Origin of the sequence: Halomonas sp. QHL1 (genome assembly GCF_001882345.1) — a bacterium.
Classification (GTDB): Bacteria; Pseudomonadota; Gammaproteobacteria; order Pseudomonadales; family Halomonadaceae; genus Vreelandella.
In genome coordinates, this window is sequence record NZ_MINL01000001.1 from 2,812,918 (window position 1) to 2,828,183 (window position 15,266).

The following is a 15,266-nucleotide window of genomic DNA, read 5'->3' on the forward strand; positions in this document are numbered from 1 at the left end:
CCTCAATGACTTACTCGTCATGAGAGTAGCAGCGTGGCAATACTGAAGTAGATCACGACCCCAGAGGCGTCAATAAGCGTGGTCACCAGCGGTGCCGAGGCCGTCGCCGGGTCGACCTTAAAGCGCTCGAGTACGAACGGCAGGCACATCCCCAGCAAACTACCAAATAGCACGATGGTGACCATACTAAAGGCCACCACCATCGCCAGCGCTTCTCCCCCACGCATTATGCCAATCGGCGTTACCGCGATGGCCATGGTGATACCTAGTGACCCAGCGACAAGTAGCTCGCGGCCCAGTAGCTTGCCCCAATCTTTGACACCCACGTCACCGGTGGCCATACCGCGCACCATCAGCGTGGCGGCTTGGGCCCCAGCATTACCGCCACTACCGATCAACAGCGGTAAAAAGAAGACCAGCGCCACCTGGGCGGCAATGGTCTCTTCAAAATAGGCAATCCCGGCACCCGAAAACAGGTTGGCAAAGACCAGCAGTACCAGCCAGAACACGCGCTTACGGTAGAGGCTCCAGAGCTTTACGCGGCTTACGCCATCTTCCAGTTGGCCGATCGACATACCTTTGTGGAAATCTTCGGTGGCCTCGGATTCGGCCACGTCCATGGCGTCATCGTGGGTCACAATGCCGACCATACGATTATCCGCATCAATCACCGGCAGCGCTAACAGGTCGTACTTCGCCACAATTCGGGCGACATCTTCCTGGGCATTATCAACCCGTGTACTGATGACATCTTTGATCATGATGTCATCAACAATGGCGCCGGGGCGTGCCACCATCAGTTGGCGCAGCGACATGGTACCGATCAATTGCCCGTCGCTATCGAGAATATAGAGCTGATAGACCGTTTCCGCATCTGGGGCGGTTTGGCGTACCCGCATCATCGCTTGCGACACCGTCATGCCACTGGCTATGGAGACATAGTCAGAGGTCATGATGGCGCCGGCAGTCCCCTCTTCGTAGCTGGCAAGCCGCTTTAGGTCTTCCCGCTCGCGGTGGGCCATACGACGCAACAGCGCTTCACGGCGGTCTTCACTGAGTAGATTAAACAGGTCGGCGCGTTCGTCCGAACCCATCTCTTCCAGCAGCTTAAGTACCTGGCTGTCATCCAGCTCCCCGACTACCTCAAGCTGGCTCTCACCGGGCAAATAACCCAGTACGTTCGCAGCACGCTCGGCAGACAGAATATCCAGCAACGCGAGTGCCGCGGGCAGCTCTTCGTCGTCTTCTATCATCTCTTCGAGCACTTCACCGATATCCGCGGAGCGGGTTTCGGCCAAACGCAAAGAGAGCAACGATTTACTGGGCACTTCCTTGGCCAACTCGTCGAGCAGCTCGGCTTTTAATGCCTGTAGACTTTCATCATTCAGTGCCATGACTCTCCCCTCGCGCTTACAAGCGTCGTGCTGCCGAACTAATCCCTCACCTAGTCCATCCTTCTGACCAAGCTCATCATACTTACTTATCTAACTGCCAAACAAAAAAACGCCCCTTAAACCCTGGTAGCGGGTTCAAGGGGCGTTGGACACACGCCAAGTGCGTGGGTGTTAGCCTTTACCCGCCTTTTTACGCAGCTGCTGAATCGTTCGCAGCTGTGCAACGGCTTCGGCAAGTTCAGCGGCAGCGCGAGTATAATCGAGCTCCGATGACTTCTCATTAAAGGCTTTCAGCGCCTGCTGCCGTGCTTCTTCGGCAGCGGCCTCGTTGAGGTCGCTGGCACGCGATGCAGAGTCGGCCAGAATCGTCACGACATCCGGCTGGACTTCCATGAAGCCCCCCGAGACAAAGAAGTTCTCCTCCTTGCCATCATCGTGAATCACGCGTACCGGACCCGGCTGAAGCTCGGTCAGCAGTGGAGCGTGACCTGGCAAAATGCCCAGGTCACCCATCATTCCGGAAGCAATCACCTGCTCAACGGTACCTGAGAAGATCGAAGCTTCAGCGCTGACGATATTGCAAGTAAAGCTATTCGCCATAGCGAATCCCCCTAATGGACGGGATTACTTCTTCATCTGGTTGGCTTTCTCGACGGCTTCGTCGATGGAGCCGACCATGTAGAAGGCCTGTTCCGGCATATCGTCGTATTCGCCAGCAAGTATGCCCTGGAAGCCACTGATCGTGTCTTTCAGTGAGACATACTTACCTGGTGAACCGGTAAATACTTCGGCCACGAAGAACGGCTGCGACAAGAAGCGCTGGATTTTACGCGCCCGGGAAACGGCCAGCTTGTCTTCATCAGACAGCTCGTCCATACCCAGAATGGCGATGATATCCTTAAGCTCTTTGTAGCGCTGAAGAACGTTCTGCACACCGCGCGCGGTGGCATAGTGCTCTTCACCGACGACCAGCGGATCCAACTGACGTGAGGTGGAGTCCAACGGGTCGATCGCCGGGTAGATACCCAGTTCGGCGATAGAACGCGCCAATACCACGGTAGCATCCAGGTGCGAGAAGGTGGTTGCCGGCGACGGGTCGGTCAAGTCATCCGCAGGTACATAAACGGCCTGTACGGAAGTGATTGAACCGGTTTTCGTCGAGGTAATACGCTCCTGCAGAACGCCCATCTCTTCAGCCAGCGTCGGCTGATAACCTACCGCTGACGGCATACGACCCAACAGTGCCGATACTTCGGTACCTGCCAGGGTGTAGCGGTAGATGTTATCGACGAACAGCAGAACGTCGCGGCCTTCATCACGGAATTTCTCAGCGATGGTCAGGCCGGTCAACGCTACGCGCAGACGGTTGCCCGGAGGCTCGTTCATCTGACCGTAAACCAGCGATACCTTATCGATAACGTTGGATTCCGTCATTTCGTGATAGAAGTCGTTACCCTCACGCGTACGCTCACCAACACCGGCGAATACAGAGTAGCCGCTGTGCTCGGTGGCGATGTTGCGGATAAGCTCCATCATGTTAACGGTTTTACCCACACCGGCGCCGCCGAACAGGCCAACTTTACCACCCTTAGCAAACGGGCAGACCAAGTCGATAACCTTGATGCCGGTTTCCAGCAGCTCGTTAGAGGCTGCTTGGTCGGCATAGCTCGGCGCTTTACGGTGAATCGGCATACGCTCTTGCTCGCCGATCGGTCCTGCTTCGTCGATCGGCTCGCCGAGTACGTTCATAATACGGCCCAGCGTTTCCTTACCTACCGGTACGGAAATAGCGGCACCTGTGCTGGTCGTTTCCATGCCACGCTTCAAGCCCTCAGTAGAGCCCATGGCGATGGTGCGCACCACGCCGTCGCCCAGCTGCTGCTGGACTTCGAGGATGGTCTCAACATCGGAGACCTTCAGCGCGTCGTAGACCTTGGGCACAGAGTCCCGCGGAAACTCTACGTCAATCACCGCGCCGATGATTTGTACGATACGTCCGCTCATCTTGGTTCCTCTCTAAAACCTGCAAATGAAACCTGTCTGCCGGGAGCCGCTTAAAAGAGCGTCTCCCTAGGCGTTATACGGCAGCAGCGCCGCCGACGATCTCAGAAATTTCCTGGGTGATGGCGGCCTGACGGGCCTTGTTGTAGACCATCTCCAGATCGTCGATCAGGCCGCCTGCGTTGTCAGTGGCACTTTTCATAGCGATCATTCGGGCGGCTTGTTCACAAGCGCCGTTTTCCACTACCGCCTGATACACCTGCGATTCGATGAAACGAACCAGCAGGCTATCGAGCAACGCCTTGGCATCCGGTTCATACAGGTAGTCCCAGCTTCCGGGACGGGCGTTTTCGTCGTCTTGCTCAGCGTCTGCGCCCATATCAGGCGACAGCGGAAGAAGCTGACGAACCACTGGCTTTTGGGTCATGGTGTTCACAAACTCGTTGTGCACCACGTAAAGCCGGTCGAGACGTCCTTCATCGTACGCTTCGAGCATGACCTTAATACTGCCAATCAAACCCTCAACGGTCGGGGCTTCGCCTAAACCACTTTTCGCCGCCACCAAATTGCCACCGTAGTTGCGGAAAAAGGTGCTGGCCTTAGCGCCTAGAGCACAGAAATCCTGCTCTGCGCCCTGCTTTTTCCACTCGCTGGCCTGTTTGAGTAAGGCTTTGAAGAGGTTGTGATTCAAGCCACCGCACAGACCACGGTCTGTGGAGACCACAATGTAACCAACGCGCTTAACCTCGCTACGCTCGACCATATAGTCGTGCTTGTACTCGGGATTCGCGTCAGCAATGTGGCTGACCACTTCGCGGATCTGCTTAGCGTAAGGCTGACTAGCTCTCATCAGATCTTGCGCTTTACGCATTTTCGATGCAGCCACCATTTCCATGGCGCTGGTGATCTTCTGCGTATTTTTAATGCTCCCGATCTGGGTGCGTATCTCTTTTGCAGCTGCCATAGCGATCTACCCTTCGTTCGTGGCTCTCAGAAAGCATGCAAACCCGCCCGCAGGCGGGCCAGACATCACCAGCTCTGAGTCGCCTTGAACTTCTCGAGACCCGACTTCAAGCTGTCTTGAATCTCACCGTTGTAGTCGCCGGTCTGGTTGATCTTGTCGAGCAGATCACCGTGCTCAGACTTCATGTAGTCGTGCAACGCACGCTCGAAGTCCAACACTTTGGTCACGTCGACATCGTCCAGATAACCTTCGTTGGCGGCATACAGCGAGAGCGCCATCTCGGCAACTGACATTGGCGAGTACTGGTTCTGCTTCATCAGCTCAGTAACACGCTGACCGTGCTCAAGCTGCTTACGCGTGGCTTCATCAAGATCAGAGGCAAACTGCGAGAACGCCGCCAGCTCACGGTACTGAGCCAGTGCTAGACGTACGCTACCGCCGAGCTTTTTGATGATTTTGGTCTGCGCCGAACCACCGACACGAGAAACCGACAAACCTGCGTTAATCGCCGGACGAATACCGGAGTTAAACAGGTTGGTTTCCAGGAAGATCTGACCATCGGTGATCGAGATCACGTTGGTCGGAACAAACGCAGAAACGTCGCCACCCTGGGTTTCGATGATTGGCAGCGCGGTTAAGGAACCGGTTTTGCCTTTCACTTCACCATTGGTGAACTTCTCAACGTAGTCGACGTTAACGCGCGCAGCACGCTCTAGAAGACGCGAGTGGAGATAGAACACGTCACCAGGATAAGCTTCACGGCCCGGCGGACGACGCAACAGCAGCGATACCTGACGGTAGGCTACGGCCTGCTTGGAAAGGTCGTCATATACGATGAGGGAGTTCTCGCCGCGGTCGCGGAAGTATTCACCCATGGTGCAACCCGCATAAGGAGCCAGGAACTGCATCGGCGCCGGATCGGCTGCGCCAGCGGCGACGACAATGGTGTGTTCCATGGCGCCGTGCTCTTCGAGCTTGCGTACCACGTTAGCAATGGTCGACTGCTTCTGACCAATCGCTACGTACACACAAGTCACGCCTTTGCCTTTCTGGTTGATGATCGCATCGATGGCAATGGCGGACTTACCAATCTGACGGTCACCGATGATCAGCTCACGCTGACCGCGACCGATCGGCACCATGGCGTCGATCGACTTCAGGCCGGTTTGAATCGGCTCATCAACGGATTGACGGGTAATAACGCCCGGCGCCACTTTCTCAACGGCGTCGGTCATTTTAGCGTTAATCTCGCCTTTGCCGTCGATAGGATTACCCAGCGCATCGACAACGCGACCAATCAGCTCTGGGCCTACCGGCACTTCGAGAATACGACCGGTACACTTGGCGGTCATGCCCTCTTCAAGCTGCAGGTAGTCACCCAGCACTACGGCACCAACGGAGTCGCGCTCCAGGTTGAGTACCATGCCAAAAATGCTGTTGGGAAATTCAATCATTTCACCAAACATCGCGTCTTCGAGGCCGTGAATTTTCACGATACCGTCGGAAACGGTGACGATGGTGCCCTGATTACGGGCTTCGGATGCGACGTCAAGCTTTTCAATTCGCTGCTTGATGATGTCGCTGATCTCGGAAGGATTCAGTTGCTGCATGCCATGTCCCTCAGACTCAAGCGGTTAGCGCTTCGGTAAGGCGGTTCAATCGACCACGTACGGAGCCGTCAATAACGGTGTCGCCAGCACGCAGGATGACACCGCCGATAAGCGACTTGTCCACCTGAGTAGTAATGGAGATTTCGCGATTCAGACGTTTCTTGAGCGCGTTCGCTAGCTTGGTCTTCTGCTTACTATCTAGTTTGTAAGCAGAGGTGACGTTCACTTCAACCCGCTGCTCGTGTTCGGCACGTAGGTGCTCAAACTGCACAGCGATTGATGAAAGTGACATCAAACGACCTTGGTCTGCCAAAACATCTAAAAAACGCTGTAAAGCGTCGTCGTGCTCGCCAGGTATCATATCGGCCAGCAGCGATACTTTTTGCGCGTTCTCAAGTTTTGGACTGCCCAGCAAACGACGAACATCGCTGTCAGCGACCGCTAAGCTTAAAAAGCCCAGCGCCTGTGACCAGCTATCAAGCGCCTCATGATCACGCGCGTATTCAAACGCTGCCTTAGCGTAAGGACGAGCGACGGTCAGTAATTCCGCCATAATTCACCTCCTTACAGTTCAGCAGCAAGCTCATCAAGTAACTTGCGATGGGCTTGTTCGTCGACCGAAGCTTCAAGAACACGCTCGGCACCCATAACAGCGAGATAAGAGACCTGGGCGCGAAGCTCGTCTTTTGCACGATTCACTTCTTGCTCGATCTCTGAACGTGCGCTGGCTACTAGGCGTTCGCCTTCGGCACGGGCTTGCTCGCGGGCTTCTTCAATCATCTGGGCAGAGCGCTTGTTGGTCTGCTCAAGAATTTGAGAAGCTTGCTCCTTGCTTTCACGCAGCGTCTGTTCTGCCCGCTCTTGAGCAAGCTCAAGATCACGGTTAGCACGGCTGGCTGCATCCAAGCCATCAGCAATTTTCTTCTGACGCTCATGAAGCGCGTTGCTGATCGGAGGCCACACATACTTTATGCAAAACCAGACAAAGATCGCGAAGGCGATCGTCTGCCCGATTAGCGTCATGTTGATATTCACAGGAATGTACCTCTGACAAGTTCGTGGCGACCGGAGTGAAACAAAACCGAGCGCTTAGCGCCCGGCTGAGCTGTCATTAACCGGCAACAACGAAAATCAGGTACATCGCAATACCAACACCGATCATCGGAACGGCGTCAAGCAGGCCGGCCATGATGAAGGTTTTGGTTTGCAGTTGGTCACCCAGTTCAGGCTGGCGTGCAGTTGACTCAAGCAGTTTGCCGCCCAACAGAGCGAAGCCAATGCCGGTAGCCAGTGCGCCCAGACCGATGATGATGGCAGCTGAAAGATAAACCATTTCCATGATGAAGCTCCTGAGTTTAAGTTTTGGTTAAGGGTTGAGGGTTAATGAAAACGTTATTGCTAGGTTAATGGTGTTCGTGTGCAGCGCTCAGATATACAACCGATAGCGTTGTAAAAATGAAGGCCTGCAGAGTGACCACCAAGATGTGGAAGATGGCCCATGGCACATCCAATAGCCAGATAGCCCAGAATGGAAGCAGGGCGATCAGAATAAAGATCACTTCACCGGCAAACATGTTGCCGAAAAGACGTAGACCGAGACCTAGCGGCTTCACAAGCAAGCCAATGATTTCGAGTACTAGGTTGAAAGGAATCAGCGCCCAGTGATTGAACGGCGTTAACGATAGCTCTCTGGCAAAACCGCCTGCGCCTTTCACCTTAATGCTGTAATAAATAATCAGACCAAACACACCCAGCGCCATACCCAGTGTGGCATTGGGGTCAGTCGTCGGGACAATCTTCATATAATCGACGCCAAGCTTGGCGAACAGCACAGGGAAGTAGTCCACCGGGATAATTTTCAGCGTGTTCATCAGCAAAATCCAGACAAACAGCGTCAACGCTAATGGCGCGATCATCGGGTTTTTGCCATGGAAAGTAGCGCGAGTAAGGTTCTCGATAAACTCAACGACCATTTCTACCGCATTTTGTAGCCCACCGGGTACGCCGGTAGTCGCCATTTTACCGGCTTTGCGGAAAAACCAGATAAACAGCAGCCCCATGGCGATCGACCAGCCCATGGTATCTAGGTGAATGGCCCAGAAGCCCATTTCGCGTGCTTCTTCTGCAGAGTTTGCCAAAGACCAGCCGTTAACGGGGTGGTTGCCAAAGGTCAGGTTCTGCAAGTGGTGCTGGATATAGTAAGTCGAAGAGACTTCGTTTCCTGCGGCCATGGACATGTCACCTCAATTAGTTGTGCGATCTCTAGGCATCAGCCAAGGCGTGAGCCAATGCGTTAGAACAACCGCGACGTAAGCATAAAAAAATAAAGCGGGGTTTGAAGGGGGCGCTGCCACGAACACTGCTACAAACAGTGCCACCGTCAAACCAAACTTACCTGCTTCAGCACGAAATAAGTGCATCGCTCCTCGTGTTCGGCGCCTAGGTTGAAAAACACCCATTCGCTGAATAAAAAAGGCGTGCGGCAATAAGGCTACCAACGCTCCTTTAAATACCGATGAGACGCCTTCAACGTCTGCGGCTAGGTAGGCCGCTAGCATACCTACAAACGTAATTATCAGCTGTGCGACCGTCAGTCGAATGATATAGGTTTTTCGCCGCTGGGTTTCGTATCGCTGCATAGCTCTTGGGAAAAATACCCAGCCTCACTAATGAAAACCCATACCTCGACAAGCTAATACCTCGACAGACCAAGGCAACCTGCACAAATCTTGCGCGATTATAGGGAAGCGCTATCACACCTTCAACCGAACTCGCACCGATTTTGCCCGTTAAGGGCCCTATTTGCGACCAAAGAGGGAAAACGTGTGCACTTCTTACGCGATATTTAATAGCCTGCTATTTAATATGATTTAAGATACCGTCCAATTCTTCAAGGCTGGTATAGCGTATTGTTAATTTACCTTTGCCTTTTTGCCCATGGTCAATGGAGACAGGTGCACCGAGCAGTTCGCCAAGATGGGTTTCAAGCTTAGCTACATCGGGCTGCTTGCTTTGCCGGCTAGGCGTTTTGATTGGCGTTTGGCTGGTTTGGACTTTTTTCACCAGCGCTTCGGTGGCCCGCACCGTCATGTCATTGTTGACCACCTCATGAGCCACCTGCCGCTGCTGGGTGCTGTTTAGCGTTAACAGCGCCCGTGCGTGGCCCATATCCAGGTCGCCGCGTTCGAGTAGGGTCTGCACTTCAGGGTCTAGCGCCAGCAGACGCAACAGGTTGGCCACCTGGGTGCGCGATTTACCCACTGCGTCGGCTATCTGCTGCTGAGTCAGCTCAAACTCTTCGCCCAAGCGCTTAAGCGCCATGGCTTCTTCAATGGCGTTGAGGTTTTCACGCTGAATGTTTTCGATCAGCGCCAGTGCCAAGGCAACTTCATCGCTGACTTCCCGGATCACTGCCGGAATGACGTCCAGTTCGGCAAGTTGCGCTGCCCGCCAGCGGCGCTCACCGGCAATAATTTCGTAGCGATCCACGCCGATGGGACGCACGACAATGGGCTGCATCACGCCCTGAGCGCGAATTGAGTCCGCCAGCTCTTCTAGCGCTTCGGGCTGAATATCGCGGCGCGGTTGATATTTACCTCGCGTTAATTGCCCTAACGGCAGGCGTTCAAGGCGATCCTCGGCAACGTCGCTGACCGCGGCGCTGCGCGCTGCGTCAGTAAGCTCCAACGGTGTGCCGCTACCGGCAAGTTCTAAGCTGTCACGGCGACGGGCACCGGCACCAATCAGGGCATCCAGGCCACGTCCCAGCGCGGGTTTACGCGTCATTCGCTTTTCCTCATTTTATAACGCTAGGCGACGAATCATCTCTTTCGCCAACACACGATAGGCCTGGCTACCCCGGGAGAACCGGGCATATTGTGTAACGGGCAGTCCGTGGCTCGGCGCTTCGGCAACTTTTACGTTACGAGGAATGGTCGTTTTCAACAGCATGTCGCCAAAATAGTCACGTAATTGCTTATCCACTTCCCGCGTTAAACTGGTGCGCTTGTCGTACATCGTGCGCAAAATGCCCGCAATGGCCAGATCAGGATTCACATTTTGCTTAATCTGCTCAACGGTATCGAGCAGGGCCGATAGCCCCTCCAGGGCGTAGAACTCACACTGTAGAGGGATCAGCACGCTATCGGAAGCCGTTAATGCATTGACGGTCAGCATGTTCAAAGAGGGCGGGCAGTCGATCAGTACCACGTCATACGCATCCGAGACTGAAGCAAGCGCGGTAGTTAAGCAGCTCTCGCTTTTATCGCGATCCAGTAGCTCGACTTCGGCGGCGGTGAGATCACCGTTACCCGGCAGTACGTCGTACTTGACCGCCAGCTTTTTGACAATCGTTTCAGCGGCCGTTGCTTCACCCAGTAGAACGTCAAGCACGCTTTTATCGAGCTCGTATTTATCGATGCCGCTGCCCATGCTGGCATGGCCTTGGGGGTCAAGATCCACCAGTAGTACGCGACGGTCGAGCGCAGCGAGACTGGCCGCCAGGTTAACGGCCGAGGTGGTCTTGCCCACGCCGCCTTTTTGGTTGGTCAGGGCAATGATCTGGCTCACTTGCTCAACTCCTTCTGGGGGTCAGAATCAACGTTCAGCTTTCAATCAACATTCAGCTTTCACATTTAAAACCAGCAGCTGCCGCTGGGCTGCTTCAAAGGGCACTTCCAACAAATGACGCTGGTGTAAACGTATACCGGTGGGCAGGTCACGCAGTTCATCATCCGCCCCCGGGCCTTTCATGGCTAACCACTGGCCGTCGGCGCTGGGTAGCTGGCGGGTCAAAGTGACAAAATCGACTAGGCTGGCAAAGGCCCGGGAAATCACCTGATCAAAAGCGGCGGCTTCAAACTGTTCCACCCGCGCCTGTACGGGAGTTACGTTTTCAAGCCCTAGCTCCATTACCGCCTGGCGCTGAAAGCGCACCTTTTTGCCATTGCTATCTAGCAGTGTCACATCAAGCTGGGGGGCTAATATCGCTAATACGATGCCCGGAAGTCCAGGGCCCGCGCCTACATCCAGTAGCCGTGGCCCCTGGACATAGGGCAACACAGCGGCGCTATCCAGCACGTGGCGCGACACCATGTCATCCACCTCGCGTACCGCTGTGAGGTTATAAGCCCGGTTCCACTTGTGCAACAGTGCCAATAAGCCTAGCAGCTGTTCGCGTTGATGTTCGTCAACGGCGATGCCTAACTGGCTAAGCCCTTGATCAAGCCGTGGTGCAACGCTTGCAGCCAGAGTTTTCAACAGTGGGTTCAACGAACTCATCCGTTAACTACCTCAGCCGCTGCCACCAATCGGCGCTTTTTCAGATGCACCAGCAAAATAGAGACGGCCGCCGGGGTGACGCCTGAAATCCGCGCCGCATGGGCAAGCGTTTCTGGCCGCGCTTCAGCCAGCTTTTGGCGAATTTCGTTAGACAAGCCTTCCACTTTCAAATAATCCAGTTCCGCAGGCAGTGGCGTGGCTTCGTGGCGCTTGAGCTTATCGATCTCATGCTGCTGGCGATCGATATAGCCTTGATACTTAGCCTGAATCTGCACCTGCTCGGCGACTGCCGGGTCAGTGACCAGGGTGCCCTCGATACCGGGGAGATTGGCCAAATCGCTGTAATTCAATTCAGGGCGTTTAAGCAGATCACTCAGGCAATACTCGCGAGTAAGCGGTGCGCCGGTTTTTTCGGCCACTTGTTCAGCCGCTGGACTTCCCGGTTGTATCCACAGGGTGCTTAACCGCGCGCTCTCTTGTTCGATAGCCTCGCGTTTTTGGCTAAACGCTGTCCAGCGCGTGTCGTCGACAAGCCCCAATTTTCGGCCCGCTTCGGTTAAACGCAGATCCGCGTTGTCTTCACGCAGCAGCAGGCGGTACTCCGCCCGGGAGGTAAACATCCGGTAGGGCTCTTTTGTGCCCATGGTAATCAGGTCATCAACCAGTACGCCGAGATAGGCTTCATCGCGGCGGGGATACCAGGCTTCCAGCTCTTGAGCGCGGCGTGCAGCATTCAGGCCTGCTAGCAAACCTTGAGCACCGGCTTCTTCATAACCGGTAGTGCCGTTGATCTGACCAGCAAAAAACAGGTTGTGGATAAATTTAGTTTCCAGCGAGTGTTTTAAGTCTCGTGGATCAAAAAAGTCGTACTCAATTGCGTAACCAGGCCGGGTTATATGGGCGTTTTCCAGGCCTTTGATGGAACGCACCACCTGAATCTGCACGTCAAAAGGCAGCGAAGTCGAGATGCCGTTGGGGTAGAGCTCATGAGTATCCAAGCCTTCGGGTTCAATAAACACCTGGTGGCTGGATTTATCGGCGAAGCGATGAACCTTGTCTTCAATCGATGGGCAGTAACGCGGTCCGATCCCCTCGATGACGCCGGAATACATCGGCGAGCGATCAAGGTTGGCCAGAATCAGATCATGAGTCTGCTGATTGGTGTGAGCAATATGGCAACTCACCTGCTGAGGATGCATTTCCCGTGATCCCAGATAGGACATAACCGGTGTTGGGCTATCGCCGGGCTGCTCTTCCAACTGGGAAAAATCCACGCTTTTGGCATCAATACGCGGCGGTGTGCCGGTTTTTAGGCGATCAACGCGAAACGGCAGTGCGCGCAGACGTTCGGCCAACGCATTGGAGGGCGGATCGCCTGCTCGGCCGCCTTTGCTTTGATCCAAACCAATGTGAATCACGCCACCCAAAAATGTCCCGGTACACAGGACGACGCTGTCGGCATGAAAGCGAATGCCGGTTTCCGTGACGACGCCTCGTACGGTGTCGTTATCCACAATCAGATCACCAGCGGCTTGCTGGAAGATCGTTAAGTTGGGCTGGTTTTCCAGCATTCCACGGATCGCTGCCTTATAACGGATGCGGTCAGCCTGGGCACGGGTGGCCCGAACGGCGGGCCCTTTGCTGGCATTGAGCACGCGAAACTGGATGCCACCCAAGTCCGTGGCAAGCCCCATGGCGCCGCCCAGTGCATCAATTTCCTTGACCAAGTGACTTTTGCCGATGCCGCCAATGGCGGGATTACACGACATTTGGCCCAGAGTTTCGATGTTATGGGTGAGCAGCAGGGTCTGACAGCCCATGCGAGCAGAGGCCAGTGCGGCTTCAGTTCCCGCATGGCCACCGCCGATGACAATCACGTCAAAGCGGTCGGGGTAATTCAAAAGACACCTCGTCTTGTGCCTATCGGCACGGATGATGTGGCCAGTGCAGTCGATTCTAGACGCAGCCACCTTAGATCAATGAGGCGGCAAGTATAAACCCCCTGTGGGTAACCGTCAGGTTTTTCCACACCCCGAATTGTTAAACAGCCTCTATTAATAACAACATAAATATAAAATAAGAGAAGTTCTGTAAATGTTGTAATTACTAGTGTGGACAATTTCTGTGTATAAGCGATTTATTGTTAGTAATTTCATGCGCTTATATTGTTGACTTCTACATGTTTGAAGGCGGGAGTTCCTGGGCAGAAAGGGTGCTAAGCCTGTGGATGGAATAGTGCTTTATCCACAGATGTAATTAGGCACGGCTTATCCACCGTCCAGTACCTGGGTTGTTACCGCACCTGTGAACAACCACCGTTGGGTGTAGAGCTAATGCTAAGAGACGGCCATAGTAGGCCTTAAGGTGATAAAACCGATGAAAGTAAAAAAACTTTATCCACAGGCAAAAAAATGGCCTGTCGTGTCGACAGGCCGGTAAAAAAGCGTTATTCAGCGTGAATTGGCGGTTATTTTAAAGCGCGAAAGGGTGTTCAATTTAATGTTTAAGCACGCGCGCGAGGAAGGATTGGGTGCGTTCGTGTTGTGGCGTATCGAACAATTCTTCCGGATGGCCCTGCTCAGTTATCTCGCCTTTATGGATAAAAATAACCCGGTCGGCAACCTCGCGGGCGAAGCCCATTTCATGGGTAACTATCACCATCGTCATGCCTTCTTTGGCCAACTCACGCATGGCATCCAGTACTTCGCCGATCATTTCCGGATCTAGCGCCGACGTAGGCTCGTCAAACAACATCAGGCGGGGTTCCATCGCCAAGGCGCGGGCCAGTGCCACACGTTGCTGTTGGCCGCCTGAGAGCTGGCTAGGGTACTTATCCGCTTGGTCAGCAATACCTACTCGGTCAAGCAGCCGCTTTGCGTTGCTGACCGCGTCGTCCCGGCTTAAACCACGCACTTTCATTGGCGCCAGGGTGACATTATCGATCACGCTGAGATGGGGAAAAAGGTTGAACTGCTGAAAGACCATGCCCACTTCGGTACGGATGGTTTGCAGCGCTTGGGTACTCTTTCCATGGGGCAATAGTTCGTTGCTGTCGACCACCAGATTGCCGGACTGGAACTCTTCCAGGCCGTTAATACAGCGAATTAGCGTGGATTTTCCTGACCCACTGGCACCGATAATCACGACGACTTCACCAGGCACAATCGTTAGGTCAATATCGTTGAGTACGTGCAGGCTGCCAAAGTGTTTATTGAGCTGCTGCATACGCACAATGGGTTGCGTTGCGTCGTTCATTGTCTCGCTCATTGCGCGTGTCCTTATTGTCCTGCCAGGCCTCTGATCTCAAGCTGGCGAAGGATGATTGATAGGGTCCAAGTGATCGCTAGATACATCAATGCGACCATGAAATAGACCTCAAGGGCCGTGAAGGTGGTGGAGATATAGATTTGTCCTTGACGCACCAATTCACCAACGCCAATCACCGAGAACAGTGACGTGTCCTTGATACTGATAATGCCCTGATTACCCAGGGAGGGGATCATCCGCCGAAAGGCTTGGGGCCAGATAACGTAGCGAAACGCCTGGGTGCGGGAGAGACCGAGTGAGAGCGATGCTTCGCCTTGTCCGCGCTCTATTGACTGCACGCCACCGCGAACGATTTCAGAGATATAAGCGCCAGAATTAACGGCAATCGCAGCAATACCGGCTACCAAGGGATTAATCGGCCCTCCTAGCAGTTGCGGTAAGCCGTAAAATATAAACAGCACTTGAACCAGGATGGGCGTGCCGCGAAATACTTCAATGTACAAAATTGCTGGCCAGCGCAGCCAACGTAGGCGGCTAATACGTAACAAGCCAAAGAAAATGCCGATAAAAAAACCGATGGCGAGACCGCCAAACGAGATAAGCAGTGTCCAGGGAATACCTGGCAGCAGGTAAGGGATAGACCCAAACGCTGCCGACCAATCAAATTGAAAATTGACGTCCACGCGTAGACTCCTGAATCAAAAACAGAGATGAGAAAAGCACACAAGAAACGCAGCAGGGCCGGGGGTT

General features: G+C 54.1%; 16 protein-coding genes. All 16 read right to left on the reverse strand.

What is annotated here, in order from left to right:
* Positions 1 to 17 precede the first annotated feature (17 nt).
* The gene (mgtE, locus tag QHL1GM_RS12860) at positions 18 to 1,394 is read right to left on the reverse strand and encodes a magnesium transporter (RefSeq protein WP_071694839.1); all 1,377 of its coding nucleotides are present in this window, start codon (positions 1,392 to 1,394) and stop codon (positions 18 to 20) included.
* Between the two features lie 171 nt (positions 1,395 to 1,565).
* Entirely contained in the window at positions 1,566 to 1,994 is a 429-nt protein-coding gene (locus QHL1GM_RS12865; RefSeq protein WP_071694840.1) for a F0F1 ATP synthase subunit epsilon, read from the reverse strand.
* A gap of 24 nt (positions 1,995 to 2,018) precedes the next feature.
* Positions 2,019 to 3,398, reverse strand: coding sequence for a F0F1 ATP synthase subunit beta (gene atpD, locus QHL1GM_RS12870; RefSeq protein WP_035556311.1), 1,380 nt, complete (start codon positions 3,396 to 3,398; stop codon positions 2,019 to 2,021).
* Positions 3,399 to 3,471: 73 nt separating this feature from the next.
* Complete coding sequence (gene atpG / locus QHL1GM_RS12875; RefSeq protein WP_071694841.1) at positions 3,472 to 4,359, reverse strand: F0F1 ATP synthase subunit gamma; 888 nt, start codon at positions 4,357 to 4,359, stop codon at positions 3,472 to 3,474.
* A 65-nt stretch (positions 4,360 to 4,424) separates the two neighbouring features.
* A complete protein-coding gene (gene atpA, locus QHL1GM_RS12880) occupies positions 4,425 to 5,969 on the reverse strand; it encodes a F0F1 ATP synthase subunit alpha (RefSeq protein ID WP_071694842.1) in 1,545 nt (514 codons plus the stop codon).
* 16 nt (positions 5,970 to 5,985) lie between these two features.
* A complete protein-coding gene (locus QHL1GM_RS12885; protein ID WP_071694843.1) occupies positions 5,986 to 6,522 on the reverse strand; it encodes a F0F1 ATP synthase subunit delta in 537 nt (178 codons plus the stop codon).
* A gap of 11 nt (positions 6,523 to 6,533) precedes the next feature.
* Positions 6,534 to 7,004 carry a F0F1 ATP synthase subunit B gene (locus QHL1GM_RS12890; protein WP_071694844.1) on the reverse strand — a complete coding sequence of 157 codons (471 nt, stop codon included), beginning with the start codon at positions 7,002 to 7,004 and terminating at the stop codon, positions 6,534 to 6,536.
* A gap of 76 nt (positions 7,005 to 7,080) precedes the next feature.
* On the reverse strand, positions 7,081 to 7,308 hold the full coding sequence (atpE, locus tag QHL1GM_RS12895) for a F0F1 ATP synthase subunit C (RefSeq protein ID WP_007112217.1): 228 nt from the start codon (positions 7,306 to 7,308) through the stop codon (positions 7,081 to 7,083).
* Positions 7,309 to 7,372: 64 nt separating this feature from the next.
* On the reverse strand, positions 7,373 to 8,200 hold the full coding sequence (gene atpB / locus QHL1GM_RS12900; protein ID WP_071696000.1) for a F0F1 ATP synthase subunit A: 828 nt from the start codon (positions 8,198 to 8,200) through the stop codon (positions 7,373 to 7,375).
* Between the two features lie 12 nt (positions 8,201 to 8,212).
* Positions 8,213 to 8,608 (reverse strand): ATP synthase subunit I, encoded by a 396-nt coding sequence (locus tag QHL1GM_RS12905; protein ID WP_071694845.1) that lies wholly within the window; start codon positions 8,606 to 8,608, stop codon positions 8,213 to 8,215.
* Between the two features lie 217 nt (positions 8,609 to 8,825).
* A complete protein-coding gene (locus QHL1GM_RS12910; protein WP_071694846.1) occupies positions 8,826 to 9,755 on the reverse strand; it encodes a ParB/RepB/Spo0J family partition protein in 930 nt (309 codons plus the stop codon).
* Between the two features lie 15 nt (positions 9,756 to 9,770).
* Complete coding sequence (locus QHL1GM_RS12915; protein ID WP_071694847.1) at positions 9,771 to 10,538, reverse strand: ParA family protein; 768 nt, start codon at positions 10,536 to 10,538, stop codon at positions 9,771 to 9,773.
* A 45-nt stretch (positions 10,539 to 10,583) separates the two neighbouring features.
* Positions 10,584 to 11,249, reverse strand: a complete 666-nt coding sequence (gene rsmG, locus QHL1GM_RS12920) for a 16S rRNA (guanine(527)-N(7))-methyltransferase RsmG (protein WP_071694848.1) — start codon at positions 11,247 to 11,249, stop codon at positions 10,584 to 10,586.
* Positions 11,246 to 13,150, reverse strand: coding sequence for a tRNA uridine-5-carboxymethylaminomethyl(34) synthesis enzyme MnmG (mnmG, locus tag QHL1GM_RS12925; protein ID WP_071694849.1), 1,905 nt, complete (start codon positions 13,148 to 13,150; stop codon positions 11,246 to 11,248). The genes rsmG and mnmG overlap by 4 nt, the downstream gene beginning before the upstream one ends.
* A 595-nt stretch (positions 13,151 to 13,745) precedes the next feature.
* Positions 13,746 to 14,504 (reverse strand): amino acid ABC transporter ATP-binding protein, encoded by a 759-nt coding sequence (locus QHL1GM_RS12930; protein WP_071694850.1) that lies wholly within the window; start codon positions 14,502 to 14,504, stop codon positions 13,746 to 13,748.
* A gap of 23 nt (positions 14,505 to 14,527) precedes the next feature.
* Positions 14,528 to 15,199 (reverse strand): amino acid ABC transporter permease, encoded by a 672-nt coding sequence (locus QHL1GM_RS12935; protein WP_071694851.1) that lies wholly within the window; start codon positions 15,197 to 15,199, stop codon positions 14,528 to 14,530.
* Positions 15,200 to 15,266 lie beyond the last annotated feature (67 nt).

What these genes read in the sequence shown, in the direction of transcription:
- QHL1GM_RS12885 (WP_071694843.1), bottom strand. Translation starts at nt 6,522, where the DNA reads ATGGCGGAATTACTGACCGTCGCTCGTCCTTACGCTAAGGCAGCGTTT.
- QHL1GM_RS12865 (WP_071694840.1), bottom strand. Translation starts at nt 1,994, where the DNA reads ATGGCGAATAGCTTTACTTGCAATATCGTCAGCGCTGAAGCTTCGATC.
- atpG (WP_071694841.1), bottom strand. Translation starts at nt 4,359, where the DNA reads ATGGCAGCTGCAAAAGAGATACGCACCCAGATCGGGAGCATTAAAAAT.
- mgtE (WP_071694839.1), bottom strand. Translation starts at nt 1,394, where the DNA reads ATGGCACTGAATGATGAAAGTCTACAGGCATTAAAAGCCGAGCTGCTC.
- atpB (WP_071696000.1), bottom strand. Translation starts at nt 8,200, where the DNA reads ATGGCCGCAGGAAACGAAGTCTCTTCGACTTACTATATCCAGCACCAC.
- QHL1GM_RS12910 (WP_071694846.1), bottom strand. Translation starts at nt 9,755, where the DNA reads ATGACGCGTAAACCCGCGCTGGGACGTGGCCTGGATGCCCTGATTGGT.
- atpA (WP_071694842.1), bottom strand. Translation starts at nt 5,969, where the DNA reads ATGCAGCAACTGAATCCTTCCGAGATCAGCGACATCATCAAGCAGCGA.
- atpE (WP_007112217.1), bottom strand. Translation starts at nt 7,308, where the DNA reads ATGGAAATGGTTTATCTTTCAGCTGCCATCATCATCGGTCTGGGCGCA.
- rsmG (WP_071694848.1), bottom strand. Translation starts at nt 11,249, where the DNA reads ATGAGTTCGTTGAACCCACTGTTGAAAACTCTGGCTGCAAGCGTTGCA.
- QHL1GM_RS12930 (WP_071694850.1), bottom strand. Translation starts at nt 14,504, where the DNA reads ATGAACGACGCAACGCAACCCATTGTGCGTATGCAGCAGCTCAATAAA.
- QHL1GM_RS12905 (WP_071694845.1), bottom strand. Translation starts at nt 8,608, where the DNA reads ATGCAGCGATACGAAACCCAGCGGCGAAAAACCTATATCATTCGACTG.
- atpD (WP_035556311.1), bottom strand. Translation starts at nt 3,398, where the DNA reads ATGAGCGGACGTATCGTACAAATCATCGGCGCGGTGATTGACGTAGAG.